This window comes from Cellulophaga baltica 18 (assembly GCF_000468615.2).
Classification (GTDB): Bacteria; Bacteroidota; Bacteroidia; order Flavobacteriales; family Flavobacteriaceae; genus Cellulophaga; species Cellulophaga baltica.
This window is the reverse complement of record NZ_CP009976.1, coordinates 544,601-560,044: the sequence shown is the minus strand read 5'-3', so window position 1 is coordinate 560,044 and position 15,444 is coordinate 544,601. Positions and strand designations below refer to the sequence as shown.

The window sequence follows — 15,444 nt, the reverse complement described above, 5'->3', positions numbered from 1 at the left end:
TCAGTAAAGGTGTAAAAACAAATAAATTTTTAAAAATGAATTGGAAAAATGTTTTATTAATTGGTGCGGTAGCTTTATTGCCAATATCTACAATGGCTCAGGCAAACATATTAAATGCCAAAAGACCGGAAGAGATAGGTAAGAAGACTGAATCTCAAATAGAGAAGGATAATGACGCTCCTTTAGAATACGGTTATGTTGATGATAGAGATATTCTATGGTCAAAAACAGTATGGGAAGTTATCGATTTAGATGAAAGAGTTAACTTTCCGCTATACTACCCAATTGATACTGTAGATATAGGTTCTGATAGAAGATCTTTATACGATGTTTTAATTAAAAACATTAAAAACGGTAAAATTAAAGATATCTATGCCGATTCTTATTTTACTGAAAAAAGAGAATTCGCAGACTTACAAGCTACAATGCAAAAAGTTGATACGACCGATTATGGTTATGAACAATATAATGCAGGTGAGCAAGTATCTCCAGAATACATTAACAGAAGAGATTTAGCAGCTGCAGATTTAGAAGAGTACTTAGTTAAAGGTATTTGGTATTTTGATAAGCGTCAAGGCGAATTAAAATATAGACTTCTAGGTATTGCTCCAAGAGCTCCAGATGTTAACTTTATCGATGATGAGTCTATGGATCAAGAAGAAAACAAAGTTGCCTTATTCTGGGTATGGTACCCAAGTGCAAGACAAATTCTTCATGAAGCTAAAGTATTTAATCAAAGAAACTCTGCACAACCTATATCTTTTGATATGTTGTTAAATGCAAGAAGGTTTAATGCAACAATTTATAAAGAAGATAATGTTTATGGTGATCGTGCTATTAAAGATTACATTTCAGATAACTCTTTATTCCAATTGCTAGAATCTAATCGTATTAAAGAAACAATTAGAGATAAGGAACAAGATATGTGGAGTTATTAATTTAAAAATTCCAATTCAACATAAAACAAAAAAGTCTTAGCCAATGGTTAAGACTTTTTTTTATGCCAATTAGCTACCTTTGCAGTATGATAGATTATTTAATTGTAGGCCTTGGGTTGGCAGGGATTTCTTTTTGTGAACAACTGGAAGAAAATCATAAAACATATCGTGTAATTGCAGATAAATCGCAAACATCGTCGGTAGTTGCAGGGGGTTTATATAATCCAGTAATTTTGAAACGTTTCACCTTGGCATGGAATGCAAAAGTGCAATTAGAAACGGCACTACCTTTTTATGAGAAATTAGCTAAAAAGTTACATACGCAGTTAGATTTTAAAGTTCCAGTACTGCGCAGATTCGCCTCTATCGAAGAGCAAAATATGTGGTTTGAAGCTTCAGATAAACCTCAATTAGGGTATTTTTTAGCGACGAATATCAAAAAAAACGAAAATACATGTATTGATGCTCCATTTGGCTATGGAGAAGTAAACTATACCGGAAGGATCGCAACCAAAGTACTTTTGGCTAGTTATGAGAAATACCTTTTGACTAATATGCTCTTGCAACAAGAGACTTTTGATTACGAGGCACTGGAAATAAAAGCAGATCATATAGCATATCAAGGCATAGCGGCAAAAAGAATCATTTTTGCAACAGGATTTGGCCTGCATGAGAATCCATTTTTTAACTACTTACCTTTAAATGGTACTAAGGGAGAATTACTAACGATAAAGGCCCCAGATCTAAAGGAAGAGAATGTTATAAAATCATCTGTGTTTATCATTCCGTTAGGAGATGATTTATACCGAGTAGGGGCCACGTATAAATGGAAAGATAAAACAAACTTACCTACGGCAGAATCTAAACAAGAACTTCTAGAAAAGCTAGAAACGTTTTTGACTTGCAAATACGAGGTTGTAGATCATGTGGCAGGTATTCGCCCAACGGTAGCAGATCGTAGACCTTTAGTAGGGCAGCACCCAGAGGAGGATAAGTTATTTATTTTAAATGGTTTTGGCTCTAGAGGAGTTATGATTGCGCCAACAGCATCCGCCTCCTTATACCAATTTATTGAGCATGCTACTGCAATTCATCCCGAGATGAATAGTGCGCGTTTTACTAAAAAATACTATCAGAAAAAACAAAGAAATTAAGAGGTGGTTTTTTTGTCATGATTTACAATCGCACTAGGATCATAACTGATAAACATATTGATCCATATATTACGAGATAAACGCATGATAAGTGGCATGAAAACAACTAACGTGCTCATGATTGCAAAAAAACTAGTTTTTAATCCAGTACCCATAAATAAAAATGTGATAACAAAAGCGGCTACAGCAAAAGCAATTCCAACACCATAACTAACATACATTGCACCATAAAAAAAAGAAGGTTCTATTTTGTATTTAGTGCCACAATGAGAGCAACGCTCATGCATTTTAAAAATTTTGGTCAAATGAAAAGGGTTTTTGTCCACATACATGCTCTCATTTTGACATTTAGGACAAGTTCCTGTTAAAATACTGTAGAGTTTGTTTCCTTTTTTTAACATTTGCAAAAGTTTTAGCAAAAATAAGATTTTAGGAGGTCTTCTTATGTAACTAAAGTCACAAAAAACTAATAAAGAAAATAAAAATACTACATGCTTAATATTCATAATCTTTCTGTTTCATTCGCTGGCGAATATCTATTTGAAGAAATTTCATTTCGCTTAAATACTGGCGATAGAGTTGGCCTAATTGGTAAAAACGGGGCAGGAAAATCTACCTTATTAAAATTGTTGTCTAAAGAAATGCAACCAGATACGGGTATTATCGCTTCCGATAAAGAAGTGCGTATTGGTTTTTTAAAGCAAGATTTAGATTTTGAGCAAGGAAGAACAGTTTTAGAAGAGGCTTATCAAGCATTTGAAGAAATTATCGCTTTAGAAAAAAAATTAGCCTACACCAATGAGCAACTTGCGGAGCGTACGGATTATGAAAGTGATGGATATTCAAAACTTATAGAAGACTTAAGTGATATCACACACCACTATGAAATTTTAGGGGGGTATAATTACCAAGGGGAAACAGAAAAGATATTACAAGGTTTAGGCTTTAAAAGAGAAGATTTTAATAAACATACAGATACATTTTCTGGTGGATGGCGTATGCGTATTGAGTTGGCAAAATTATTGTTGCAGAATAATGATGTATTGCTTTTAGATGAGCCTACCAACCACTTAGATATAGAATCTATTATTTGGCTAGAGCAATTTTTAAGAGGTAGCTCTAGCGCTGTGGCTATTGTATCGCATGATAAAATGTTCTTAGATAATGTTACCAATAGAACTATTGAAATTTCATTAGGGAGAATTTACGATTATAATAAACCTTACTCTGAGTTTTTAGTGCTTCGTAAGGAGATTCAAGAGCAGCAATTAAGTGCGCAAAGAAATCAGGAAAAACAAATACAGCAAACAGAGAAGTTAATAGAAAAGTTTAGAGCAAAAGCTTCAAAGGCAACGATGGCACAGTCTTTAATTAAAAAATTAGACAAGCTAGACCGCATAGAAGTCGATGAGGATGACAATAGCGTTATGAATCTTAAATTTCCGATATCCGTAACTCCAGGTAGAGTGGTGGTAGAAATTGAAGATCTGTCTAAGCATTATGGGGAAAAAGAGGTTCTTAACAATATAGATTTATTGATAGAACGCGATATTAAGACTGCTTTCGTTGGGCAGAACGGTCAAGGGAAATCTACCTTGGCTAAAATCATTGTTGGAGAATTAGAGTATCAAGGACGTTTAAAGCTAGGGCACAATGTTCAAATAGGATACTTTGCTCAAAACCAAGCAGAATATTTAGATGGGAATAAAACGATACTAAATACGATGATTGATGCGGCCAACGAGACTAATAGAAGTAAGGTTCGGGATATACTTGGTTCTTTTCTCTTTAGAGGCGATGAGGTAGATAAATATGTGAAAGTACTATCAGGAGGAGAACGGAACCGTTTAGCGCTGGCTAAAATGCTTTTACAGCCTTTTAACGTATTAGTAATGGATGAGCCTACCAACCACTTGGATATAAAATCTAAAAATGTTTTGAAGCAAGCACTTCAAAGTTTTGAAGGTACTTTAATCTTAGTTTCTCACGATAGAGATTTTTTACAAGGCTTAACGAGTAATGTTTACGAATTTAAAGACGGTGCAATAAAGGAATATCTTGGAGATATAGATTTCTATTTAGAGCAGCGTAAAGTTGAAGATTTTAGAGAAATAGAGAAAAAGCAGGTCCAGGTTAAACAGAAAGTTAAAAAGGTAGTTGCTACAGAAATAAGTTATGAAGATCAAAAAAAGCTAAAATCTCTTAACAATAAATTAAGCTCGGTTGAAAGTACTATTTCGCAATTAGAAAAAGAAATAAAACAAATAGACAAAGACTTAGTAAACAATTACGAAGCGACCATTGCAAAACCAAACTTTTTTGAATCTTACGAGAAAAAGAAGAAGACTTTGAAGCAACTAATGGAGCAATGGGAGGAAATTACTATAAAATTAGAAGAATTTTCATAAGCAATTTTACCAATCATCTTCTATATACTACAGATTATCGTAGTTTCACAACGTAAATGGATGATTTACATGTAGTTCATCGAATTCTTCTGTATCGTACGACATAATATTCTAAATTTGTAGGAGTATTCCTATAGATGTTTAAAGGAGTATTTTTAAAATTTAGCGTATGACCATTAAAATTTGGAAATCACTATTGGTAATTCTGTTATTCACAACAGGTGTATTTGCTATTCCTAAAGCAGAGAAAAAGGCACTTGTAGATTTATATGAAAGTACAAATGGCGATGGATGGAAAACTTCTTGGAACTTAGTTACGAAAGTTTCTAAATGGGACGGTGTGGTTATAGAAGATAATCATGTTGTTGCTATTACGCTATTTAATAATAACTTGACGGGGGTACTTCCTTCTAGTATTGGAGATTTGAAGTATTTGAAAATTTTAAATCTAGCTTTTAATACTATAGAAGGGCAATTACCAGTTGGCTTGTTTCAATTAACAAACTTAGAGGTTTTAAGGCTAGGTAAAAACAAACTTCAAGGTGCAATTCCAAATGAAATTGGAGCTTTAAAAAAATTAGAGCATTTAGATTTGTATCACAATAATATATCTGGGGCATTGCCAGAGGTTCTTGGTTCATTGTCTCGGTTAAGAGTAATCTCACTTTCAGATAATAGAATTGAAGGGAAACTACCTGAATCAATTAGTAGCTTATCCAATTTAGAGCGCTTAGAGCTTTCTGAAAATAATTTAATGGGTGACCTTCCTAAAAACTTAAGTGCATTACAAGGGCTAAAAATATTAGCCATCGCAAATAATTCATTCTCAAATAAATTTCCGTCAGAGATCTTAAAGATGCAAAATTTAGAAGTTTTGCAGATTCAGAAAAATAACTTTGAAGTAAATTTCTTGGCAGATTTTTCTTCTACGGCTTCTAGTTTGGTTGTGTTTGACTTTGATGGCAAGACCAATGTATCCTACAGTAAAAGAAATTTAAAAGATCTTTATTTAGATTCTAATACGCGTACAGCAAAGGCGAAGTTTGAAGATGAAGAGGAAAAAAATTAATTAAGTTAAGTATCATAGCTATGAAAAACATGATAAAGACATTTTTGATAATTGCAGTATTCGGAAGTTTTAATTCGTATGCTGAAATTTCTAAAGCAGAAAAAGATGCTTTGATAGACCTATACACGCAAACAGATGGTCAAGGTTGGAATACGACCTGGGATTTAAACAGTCCTGTGAGTAATTGGCACGGTGTAACCGTAAAAAATGATCAGGTAATAAAAGTAAATCTGTTTCATAATAACCTTAGCGGTGTATTGCCCGCAAGTATTGGCGCTTTAAAAAACTTAACAGAATTAAATTTAGCGTTTAACCAATTAACAGGGGTATTACCTTCGGAAATTAGCGCCTTAGAAAATTTAATCATTCTAAAATTAGAAATGAATAGATTAAAAGGTTCTTTGCCAGAAAATTTAGGTAAAATGGTTTCCTTACAAGAATTAACTGCTTTTAATAATTTTTTATCAGGAGAAATACCAAACAGCATTGGAGAATTAAAAACACTTAGGACTTTAAATCTATCAAGTAATAATTTTAAAGGAGCTATACCATCTTCTATAGGAAATTTAGAGCACTTAGAATCTTTAGGTTTGTTTGAAAATGGCTTACAAGGCGTAATGCCTTCAGAGCTAGGGAACTTAGGGAAGTTAAAAGAGTTAGTGTTGGCAAATAATAAATTAAACGGGGCTATACCTAAAGAAGTAGGGCAATTGGCGAGTTTAGAAATTTTTCAAATACAGAATAATGGCTTTGATTCTTTTGAAGATATTAGCAGTCTAAAAATAAATAGTCTATTGGTATTTGATTTTGACGAAGAGAAAATTGAAACCTCTCCTAAATTTAAGGATATAAAGAAATATACAACAAGAATGGCCGATACCAAGTTTGAGGATGACACCGATAATTAGGGATTATAAACTAAATTAAAGAAAAAGAGGTACTGTAGAGTACCTCTTTTTTTATACATTTATCATAAATAGATAGATTTTACGTTATAGACTTTACGTAACCTATTTATAAACCATAAATGAAAGGTGTTTCACAACATATCCTTTTGTTTAAATGTATTGACCAAATCATGAAACCAATAAGCAAAAAGTTATTATTTGTTTTTTTGTGTTCGTATTGTTTCATCTCGAAAGCGCAAATTCCTGATGATGAAAAGAACGCATTATTGTCATTATTTACTGCTACTAAAGGTGCTCAGTGGAATATTCAATGGGACTTATCACAACCCGTCACGGAATGGTACGGCGTAAGAATCAAAGAAAATCATGTAGTTGGGATTGAATTAGGACGAAATAACTTAACAGGAATACTTCCTAAGGAAATTTCGAATTTAAAAAAGCTAGAAATTTTAAATTTATCTTTAAATAATTTAAAAGGTAATTTTCCAAAAGAGCTTTTAGGTTTGGTGGAATTAAAAGAGATTAGTCTTGAAATGAATAATTTCAGAAATCAAATTCCCTCTACGATCAATCAATTACAGCAATTAGAGATATTATCTCTATATAACAATGCGTTCACCGGGGTAATTCCGGAAAGTCTTGGCACCATCAAAAGCCTGAAAGTTATAAATCTTTCTGGAAATTATTTAGAAGGCACTATTCCGCTGTCTTTTGGGGGCTTATGTAACTTGGAGGTTTTAGGCTTATTTGGTAACAAATTGAGTGGTGTTATTGGGCTCAATTTTGATAAATTACCAAAATTGTATGAAATTACTTTAGCATATAATAAATTTTATGGGCCTGTACCTGAAGGTATAGATGTGCTAGGAGATTTAAAATATTTACAGCTTCAAGGCAACAATTTTGACTCTTTTGATAGTCTAAAAAATATAAATAAGGAGCGGTTAATTACATTAAATACAGATAGTTTAGCGCTACAGAAAGGTGCTGATTTATTTGAATTAGAGCTGGTTCCTGAAGCAAACACTAAAGGAGAAGAGCTAATCTTAGAATAAAAGTTAAAAATCTAGATCAAAAAAAGGGATGCAAAATTTGCATCCCTTTTTTTGTAGCAGGATATAGTGGTAGTTATCATTTTTTTTAAGAAATGTTTAACTAAACTAGCTTAAACTAATGGATAGTTTTGTAGTCCAATACAATTCCAACCAGAATAAACTCATGAGAAAAATTATAATATCAATTTTAGGAGTGCTTTTAATAGTAGCTTCTGTTTTTATTGCTAGTGCTATCGTAGATAGTAAAACTACTTCTAAACCAAAACCTGAGAAAGTTATTAAGTCGGTTTTTACTGAAAAAGTAAAAAATGGGACGGTTGCAATTGTTGTTCCTGCTAATGGAACTATCATAGCAAAAAGGCGTGTAGAATTGTACGCTGAGGTTCAAGGTGTTTTCAGAGGGAACAATAAATTATTTAAGGCAGGCGAAACTTACAGAAAAGGCGAGGCAATCATTAGAATAGATGCGGCGGAGTATGCAGCAAGTGTTCAGTCTGCAAAAAGTAACTTATATAATTTGATAACGTCTATTATGCCAGATTTACGTTTGGACTACCCAGAGATATTTGATAAATGGCAAGCCTATTTAAGTGGGTTTGATATGGATGCTACTACCCCAGCCTTACCGGAATTGTCTTCAGAGAAAGAAAAATATTTTATCAGTGGTCGTGGTATTTTAACGAGTTTTTATAATGTAAAGAATTTAGAGCAACGATTAAGTAAGTACAGAATTTCTGCGCCGTTTGATGGTGTGCTTACAGAAGCCTTGGTTACAGAGGGAACCTTAATTCGTTCAGGACAAAAATTAGGAGAGTTCATAAATACAGAGGTATATGAATTAGAAGTTTCTATAAGTAAGACCTACAGTGATTTACTTAAAATTGGAGAGAAAGTAAATTTGGTAAACTTAGAAGGTACAGCAGAATATACAGGCGTAGTTACACGAATAAATGGGAGTGTAGATCAAGCTTCACAAACTATAAAGGCATTTATAGAAGTAAAAGATAAGCGTTTAAAAGAAGGCATGTATTTAGAAGCAAAATTAGATGCTAAGAAAGAAGAAAATGCAATAGAAATTAATAGGGGCTTACTGTTAGAAAGTGATCAAATTTTTGTAGTAAGAGATTCTATTTTAGATTTAATAGAAGTAAAACCCGTATACTATTCGGATAAAAAAGTGGTTTTAAAAGAAGTGCCAGACGGAACCGTCATTGTTTCAAAGCCCGTGGTTGGTGCTTATGCAGGTATGTTGGTTAAAGTTTTAGAAAATGAATCTGAAAACCCAACAAAGTAATGAGAAATATAATAGCATATTTCATAAAATATCATGTAGCCGTAACCGTATTTCTTATTGCGATTACGATATTCGGTGCCGTAGGAGCTTTTTCTTTAAAATCATCCTTCTTTCCACTTACAGATTCTAAAAACATTACAATCTCCGTAGTATATCCGGGAGCCTCTCCTCAAGAGGTTGAAGAGGGTATTGTTTTAAAAATCGAGGATAACTTAAAAGGTTTAGAAGGTGTAGATCGTGTAACCTCTACTTCAAGAGAAAATAGCGGTTCTATTAATGTAGAGATAGAGAAAGGAAGAGATGTAGACTTTATGCTGCTTGAAGTTAAAAATGCAGTAGATAGAGTACCTTCTTTCCCAACGGGAATGGAGCCTTTAGTGGTTTCTAAGTTAGAGGCCGTTAGGCAGACAATTAGTTTTGCAATCAGTGGTAAAGACATTCCGTTAGCTACCTTAAAGCAAATAGGTAGGCAGGTTGAAAATGACGTGAGGGCTATAGAAGGTGTTTCTCAAATAGAAATGTCTGGATACCCAAATGAAGAAATAGAAATAGCGGTCAATGAAAATAGCTTGCTTGCGTATAATATTTCATTTGATGATGTAGCGCAAGCTGTGGCAAATGCCAATATATTAGTAACGGGGGGTAATATAAAAACCAGTACGGAAGAATATCTGATTCGCGCTAATAATAGGTCTTATTATGGGGACGAGATTTCTAATTTAATCATAAGGGCAGAAAGTTCAGGTCAAACAGTTCGTTTAAAAGACGTAGCTATCGTCAGAGATCGTTTTGAAGAGAGCCCGAATGCGTCTTATTTCAACGGAAATTTAGCTGTAAATTGTTCTATAACCAGTACAAATACGGAAGATTTGATCTCCTCTGCGGAGAAGGTTAAAGAATATATTGAAGAGTTTAATCATAAGTACAATAATGTACAACTCAATGTAGTGAGTGATCAGTCTAAAACTTTAGTGCAACGTACGGAGTTACTTACGGAGAATGCTATTGTTGGGATGATTTTAGTACTTGTATTTTTATCTTTATTCTTAAATACAAGACTTGCATTTTGGGTAGCTTTTGGATTGCCAATCTCTTTCTTAGGGATGTTTATTTTTGCAGGCTTTTTTGATGTTACCATAAATGTATTATCGCTATTTGGGATGATTATAGTTATCGGTATTTTGGTAGATGATGGTATTGTTATCGCTGAGAATATTTATCAACACTATGAGAAAGGGAAAACACCCATACAAGCAGCCATAGATGGTACAATGGAAGTTATTCCTCCTATTGTCTCTGCAATTATTACCACCCTTCTAGCATTTTCAATCTTCTTATTTTTAGATGGTAGAATTGGCGAATTTTTTGGGGAGGTCTCCGTGGTGGTAATTCTCACCTTGGTGGTGTCTTTGGTAGAAGCATTGATAATTCTTCCGGCTCACCTTGCACATTCTAAGGCATTACAGCCTTTAGACTCCAAGCCTAAATCAAAATTAGCGGAAGCGTTTGCTAAGTTACGTGTCATCAATCAGGCAGGAGATCGCTTTATGAACTGGATGCGGGACAAATTATATGGTCCGGCTTTACGTTTTGCTTTAGAATACAAAATATTGTTCTTTTCATTTTTTGCGATAGGCCTAATTTTAACTTTTGGCGCTATCGGAGGGGGAATCATTAGAACAACATTCTTCCCGAACGTGGCTAGTGACCGTGTGTCTATCTCTTTAGAGATGCCTAATGGTACTAATGAAATTATCACAGATTCTATTATTAGTTTAATAGAAGATAAAGCAGAAATTGTCAACCAAGAATTCACAGAGAAGTACTTGAAAGGTACAGACAAGATTTTATTTGATAATATGATCAGAAGAGTAGGACCCGGTTCTTCTTCTGCATCATTAACTTTAAATTTATTGCCAGGAGAAGAACGGCCAGATGAAATTTCTTCAGAATTGGTTACCAATAGATTACGAGAATTAGTAGGGCCTGTTATTGGCGTAGAAAGCCTTATTTTTGGTTCTGGTGGAAATTTTGGAGGAAGTCCGGTAGCTGTTTCTTTATTAGGAAATAATATAGAGGAATTAAAGGCTGCAAAAAAAGAACTTAAAACCATACTAGAGAATAATGCTACGCTAAAAGATGTTGCGGATAATGATCCGGCAGGGATCAAAGAAATTAAGTTAGAACTTAAAGAAAATGCCTATTTGCTAGGATTAGATTTACGGACAATTATGAATCAGGTTCGTGCAGGATTCTTTGGAACACAAGCCCAACGTTTTCAACGTGGGCAAGATGAGATTAAGGTATGGGTGCGTTATGATAGAGCAAACAGGTCATCTATTAATGATTTAGATGATATGAGGATAACAACACCTACAGGTGATAAGGTTCCTCTAAAGGAAATAGCAACCTACACCATAGAGCGTGGAGATGTCGCAATCAATCACCTTGAAGGACAACGTGAAATACAAATCACAGCCGATTTAAAAAATAGTAAGGAAACAAGTGCAACCGATGTGATGCTAGAAATAGAAAACACCATCATGCCAGATATTCACTCTAAATATCCAACGGTATCTGCTTCTTATGAAGGGCAAAATAGAGAAGCAAACAAGCTGTTGTCTTCGCTTCAATTTGTAGGATTGTCTGTTCTTGCACTAATTTATATCACGATAGCCTTTACGTTTAGAAGTTTTAGCCAACCTTTAATGTTGTTACTTTTAATTCCGTTTAGTTTAACCGCAGTAGCCTGGGGACACTGGGTTCATGATTTTCCTATAAATATCCTTTCTATGCTAGGAATTATAGCCTTGATAGGAATTATGGTGAATGATGGTTTGGTGCTTATTGGGAAATTTAATGTAAACCTACGTGAAGGGATGAAGTTTGACGATGCAATGTATGAAGCTGGGAAATCTAGGTTTAGAGCTATATTTTTAACTTCTATTACCACTATAGCAGGACTAGCACCACTTCTTTTGGAAAAAAGTAGACAGGCGCAATTCTTAAAGCCTATGGCAATTTCTATTGCATACGGTATTGCATTTGCAACCGTGTTAACCTTATTGATGTTACCGCTATTCTTATCCTTTGCCAATAGAATTAAAGTTTCTGGTAAATGGTTAGTTACTGGTAATAAAGTAACCAATGAAGAGGTAGAACGAGCAATTAAAGAGCTTGAAGAAGAAAAACATTTAAGAGGAGAATTGAATCATAAAGAATAATGGGAAAAAAGATCATTATAGCAGTACTTTTTTTAAGTGCTTACACAGCTGTTTTTAGTCAAGAAAAACTTCTGACCAGAGATGAGGCTATGAAGAAGGCTCTTGAGAACAATTTTGGAATAAAAATAGCAGGCAATCAAGTAGCAATTGCAGACAATAATCAAGGGATATTGAATTCTGGATATTTGCCGACCCTTACGGGTACTGCAAATGCTAGTTACAGTCGTGATGATTCTACCATAGAATTCCCAGGGCAACTCAATGATGATAACTCGGTTCGTGCAGATGTTGAAATAGATAAGGCAGAGGCACAGCGCTATAGTTCTGCTTTAAATTTAAACTATACGCTTTTTGATGGCATGGGGCGTTTATATAATTATAAGCGACTCAAAGAACAATATCAATTAAGTGAATTGCAAGCTAGAGAAACTATTGAAAACACGCTTTTACAGTTGTTTAGTGTTTACTTTGACGTGGCTAGATTAACAGAAAATAATAATGTTTTAAAACAAGCATTAGAAATTTCTAAAGATAGATTTAAGCGGGCAGAATATTCTTTTGAATACGGGCAGAATACCAAATTGGATATTTTAAATGCTCAGGTAGATGTGACCAATGATAGTATTGCACTTTTAAATGTGGAACAGCAATTGATTAATGCGAAACGCGATTTAAATGTTGTTTTGAATCAGAAATTAGAAGAGGATTTTCAAGTAGATACTACGCTAACATTTATTCCATCCCTGAAGTTAGAAGAATACTTAGAGCAGTCTATAGAGAACAATGTTGCTTTATTGCAAACCGAACGAAATCTAAAGATTAATGAATATGATATTAAGGTGAGTAAATCGGGCTATTTACCAACGGTAGGTCTTACGGGCTCTTATGGTTGGAATTTAAACCAAAGTGCTGCTTCTGCCTTCTTTCCGGGGACAAATAATACCACATACAATTTAGGACTAGGTGCTAGTTTATCATGGAATTTGTTTGATGGAGGTAAGACTACGGTAGCAGTAAGGAATGCAAAGATTACCTATGAAAATCAAGAGCTGGTAAAGCAACAAGTGGCTTTAGAAGTAGAAAGAGATATACAGAACGCACATACCGTCTATAAAAATTTATTAAATATTTTCAAAATTCAAGGGCAAGCGGTAATTACCAATGAAAATAATTTTGAGCGTTCAAAAGAACAATTTCAATTGGGGAGAATTACTTCCATAGAGTTTAGACAGGCTCAAATTAATTTATTGAATGCTGAGACCAATAAAAATCTAGCAAAATATGATGCTAAGCTAGCAGAGCTGCAGCTTTTGCAATTAACGGGTCAGCTATTAAATATAAATTTCTAAGATGTACGAGCATTTTTTTCAGTGTCCTTATTGCTGGGAGGAGATTTCTATGCTGTTAGATGCTTCGGTACGGCAACAAACGTACATAGAAGATTGTGAAGTTTGTTGTAATCCAATAGAGCTCACGCCTGAATTTCAGGAACATGAGCTCGTAGGGTTTTCTGCAAACGATATTGAACAGTAAATACTTATTCTACTGTATCTAAGGCTTGACCAATTAAAGTTTCGCCCTCTAGTATTTCAAATGTTTTATGGTTCGCTACATCGTCATGTAGGGCACGTACTAGTGTTTGTGCCACATCATCTCTACTGATGTTTCCCTCTTGAGATAAATGTTCTGAAAGTACTATTTTACCTATACCTTTATTGTCTGTAAGGCTTCCTGGGCGTACAATAGCAAAGTTAAGTCCGCTATTTTTTAAATGTACATCGGCATTATGCTTTGCTTGTAAATAGTCTTTTAACTTCTCAGCCTTTTCTGGCTGATCAGCGCCCATAGAGCTTAGCATCACAAACTTCTTTACATTGCTAGCTTTAGAAGCATCTACCAGTTTCTTAGCGCCCTCTTGATCTACCGCTACTACTTTTTTACCACCAGACCCGGCTGCAAATATTACTTTATCAATATTATTGGTGCTATTGCTTATATCTTGTTCTAAATCTCCTAAAATTACTTCAATATTTTTCGCTTTAAATTGTTCCATTTGAGATTCTTTACGAACCATGGCTACAGGATTAAAGTATTGAGATTGTGCTAATAAGTTTACTATTTTTTTTCCAGTGGTACCGTTGGCACCAGCTACTAATATATTTTCCATAACATTATTTTAGAAGGTAAAAGTACAGGATGTATGGAAAGGAGCTTGCCGTAAACAAATACTTGTTTAATGCATTTAAGAGAATGTAATGCTTAGGGATTAAGCTAATTTAGCTTTGCTAGCTTTAGTTACAAAAGAAAGTTCTTTCTTGATCTTATGATTTTTATCTAAATAAATACCTGCAGTTGAAGTTTTGAAGGTATTGAAAGTAACTACAGTTTTAGTGATTGTAGTTGCTTTAACATCTTTTTTGTTGCTCGTGTTAGCTTGTGCGCTAAATCCGATAAATACAAATAATAAAGTTGTTAAAATAGATTTCATTTCATTCGATTTGGGATTACAAGAACGGGATTATCCTTCCTTATGTAGTTATCATTCGGTTAAAGGGTCTTTTTTTCGGTCACTGACAAAATGATAGATAAAGGGTGTAAAATGCTCGTTAACTGACATTTACCCAGAAAACTCTTTATCGAGGGAATACGTCGTTTATCGAAGGTTGTTGCCTTGGGATGCCGCGATAATTTTTTTCTTTTTTTTTAAGAACTAAAAAAGCAACTATTGCGTTAATCTTGTATCTAGTAGAAAACTAAATAATAGTAAGAAGTAGAAAGATGAAGAATTTATTTGATTTATGTTTAGATGTTGTAGATGGTAACCCTACTGTTTTTATAATATTGAGCGCTATAGTAGCATCGGTGTTATTGTATATAGAAATTAAAAATAACTACAAAAAAAGAGTAATCAATAAGAAACAATAACTAAAACGAGTATTTACCATAAGGTATAAGGGTTCTAAACATTTTGTTTGGAACCTTTTTTTATGCGCTTACATTGCTCTGTTTTTGGTAATGCTTAAAGAAGTTAATCCAGATATTTCTAGATAATCGTAATATTATCGGCAGCATAACTAGCATGACAGCGCAAATAATAAAGAAAGTAGGTAATATAGCAATCCCGAATACCATATAAGATAGCACAAATGCTACGGAGGCAAAAGCGATGCCTACAGGGTAACTCACATACATTGCTCCAAAGAAAAACGAAGGCTCCATTTTATACTTTGTACTGCAATGGCTGCAACGTTCATGCATTTTTAGTGTAGACATCACTTTAAATGGATTAGCTTCTTTATACATACTTTCTTCTTGGCATACAGGGCAGCTGCCAGTTAAGATGCTATATATTTTTGATCCCTTTAGAATAGTCATAGTAGTTATAATTTTAATG

General features: G+C 34.0%; 15 protein-coding genes. 11 read left to right on the top strand and 4 right to left on the bottom strand.

The window, feature by feature from the left end; genetic code table 11:
* Nucleotides 1-35 precede the first annotated feature (35 nt).
* Both porN and M666_RS02265 read left to right on the top strand, forming a co-directional pair.
* Nucleotides 36-938: a type IX secretion system ring subunit PorN/GldN gene (gene porN, locus M666_RS02270; protein WP_024478960.1), complete on the top strand. Its 903-nt coding sequence runs from the start codon at nt 36-38 to the stop codon at nt 936-938.
* Nucleotides 939-1,024: 86 nt separating this feature from the next.
* Nucleotides 1,025-2,092, top strand: a complete 1,068-nt coding sequence (locus M666_RS02265; RefSeq protein ID WP_029444931.1) for an NAD(P)/FAD-dependent oxidoreductase — start codon at nt 1,025-1,027, stop codon at nt 2,090-2,092.
* Here the strand turns inward: M666_RS02265 and M666_RS02260 are convergent.
* The gene (locus M666_RS02260) at nt 2,089-2,493 is read right to left on the bottom strand and encodes a DUF983 domain-containing protein (RefSeq protein WP_029444930.1); all 405 of its coding nucleotides are present in this window, start codon (nt 2,491-2,493) and stop codon (nt 2,089-2,091) included. The two genes, M666_RS02265 and M666_RS02260, sit on opposite strands and share 4 nt — an antisense overlap.
* A 90-nt stretch (nt 2,494-2,583) precedes the next feature.
* Between M666_RS02260 and abc-f the strand changes: the two genes are divergently transcribed.
* The 8 genes from abc-f to M666_RS02220 all read left to right on the top strand — a co-directional run bounded on the left by abc-f (nt 2,584) and on the right by M666_RS02220 (nt 13,583).
* Nucleotides 2,584-4,500, top strand: a complete 1,917-nt coding sequence (gene abc-f, locus M666_RS02255; RefSeq protein WP_025613738.1) for a ribosomal protection-like ABC-F family protein — start codon at nt 2,584-2,586, stop codon at nt 4,498-4,500.
* A gap of 169 nt (nt 4,501-4,669) precedes the next feature.
* Complete coding sequence (locus M666_RS02250) at nt 4,670-5,569, top strand: leucine-rich repeat domain-containing protein (RefSeq protein WP_039325024.1); 900 nt, start codon at nt 4,670-4,672, stop codon at nt 5,567-5,569.
* A gap of 20 nt (nt 5,570-5,589) precedes the next feature.
* Nucleotides 5,590-6,477, top strand: a complete 888-nt coding sequence (locus M666_RS02245; protein ID WP_025613736.1) for a leucine-rich repeat domain-containing protein — start codon at nt 5,590-5,592, stop codon at nt 6,475-6,477.
* A gap of 170 nt (nt 6,478-6,647) precedes the next feature.
* Nucleotides 6,648-7,532: a leucine-rich repeat domain-containing protein gene (locus M666_RS02240; RefSeq protein ID WP_029444928.1), complete on the top strand. Its 885-nt coding sequence runs from the start codon at nt 6,648-6,650 to the stop codon at nt 7,530-7,532.
* Nucleotides 7,533-7,695: 163 nt separating this feature from the next.
* On the top strand, nt 7,696-8,826 hold the full coding sequence (locus M666_RS02235) for an efflux RND transporter periplasmic adaptor subunit (protein ID WP_024478953.1): 1,131 nt from the start codon (nt 7,696-7,698) through the stop codon (nt 8,824-8,826).
* The gene (locus M666_RS02230; protein ID WP_029444927.1) at nt 8,826-12,050 is read left to right on the top strand and encodes an efflux RND transporter permease subunit; all 3,225 of its coding nucleotides are present in this window, start codon (nt 8,826-8,828) and stop codon (nt 12,048-12,050) included. Before M666_RS02235 ends, M666_RS02230 begins: the two co-directional genes overlap by 1 nt.
* Nucleotides 12,050-13,399 carry a TolC family protein gene (locus M666_RS02225; RefSeq protein ID WP_029444926.1) on the top strand — a complete coding sequence of 450 codons (1,350 nt, stop codon included), beginning with the start codon at nt 12,050-12,052 and terminating at the stop codon, nt 13,397-13,399. Before M666_RS02230 ends, M666_RS02225 begins: the two co-directional genes overlap by 1 nt.
* A 1-nt stretch (nt 13,400) precedes the next feature.
* Entirely contained in the window at nt 13,401-13,583 is a 183-nt protein-coding gene (locus M666_RS02220) for a CPXCG motif-containing cysteine-rich protein (protein ID WP_029444925.1), read from the top strand.
* A gap of 4 nt (nt 13,584-13,587) precedes the next feature.
* Here M666_RS02220 and M666_RS02215 read toward each other — a convergent pair whose 3' ends face one another.
* Nucleotides 13,588-14,217, bottom strand: coding sequence for an SDR family oxidoreductase (locus tag M666_RS02215; protein ID WP_029444924.1), 630 nt, complete (start codon nt 14,215-14,217; stop codon nt 13,588-13,590).
* Between the two features lie 99 nt (nt 14,218-14,316).
* Nucleotides 14,317-14,538 (bottom strand): hypothetical protein, encoded by a 222-nt coding sequence (locus tag M666_RS02210; protein WP_024478948.1) that lies wholly within the window; start codon nt 14,536-14,538, stop codon nt 14,317-14,319.
* A gap of 290 nt (nt 14,539-14,828) precedes the next feature.
* Here M666_RS02210 and M666_RS20455 point away from each other — a divergent pair, with 290 nt between their 5' ends.
* Complete coding sequence (locus tag M666_RS20455) at nt 14,829-14,975, top strand: hypothetical protein (RefSeq protein WP_155854683.1); 147 nt, start codon at nt 14,829-14,831, stop codon at nt 14,973-14,975.
* 60 nt (nt 14,976-15,035) lie between these two features.
* On the opposite strand, the gene M666_RS02205 is transcribed toward M666_RS20455, so the two are convergent.
* Entirely contained in the window at nt 15,036-15,425 is a 390-nt protein-coding gene (locus tag M666_RS02205) for a DUF983 domain-containing protein (protein WP_024478947.1), read from the bottom strand.
* Nucleotides 15,426-15,444: the final 19 nt, after the last annotated feature.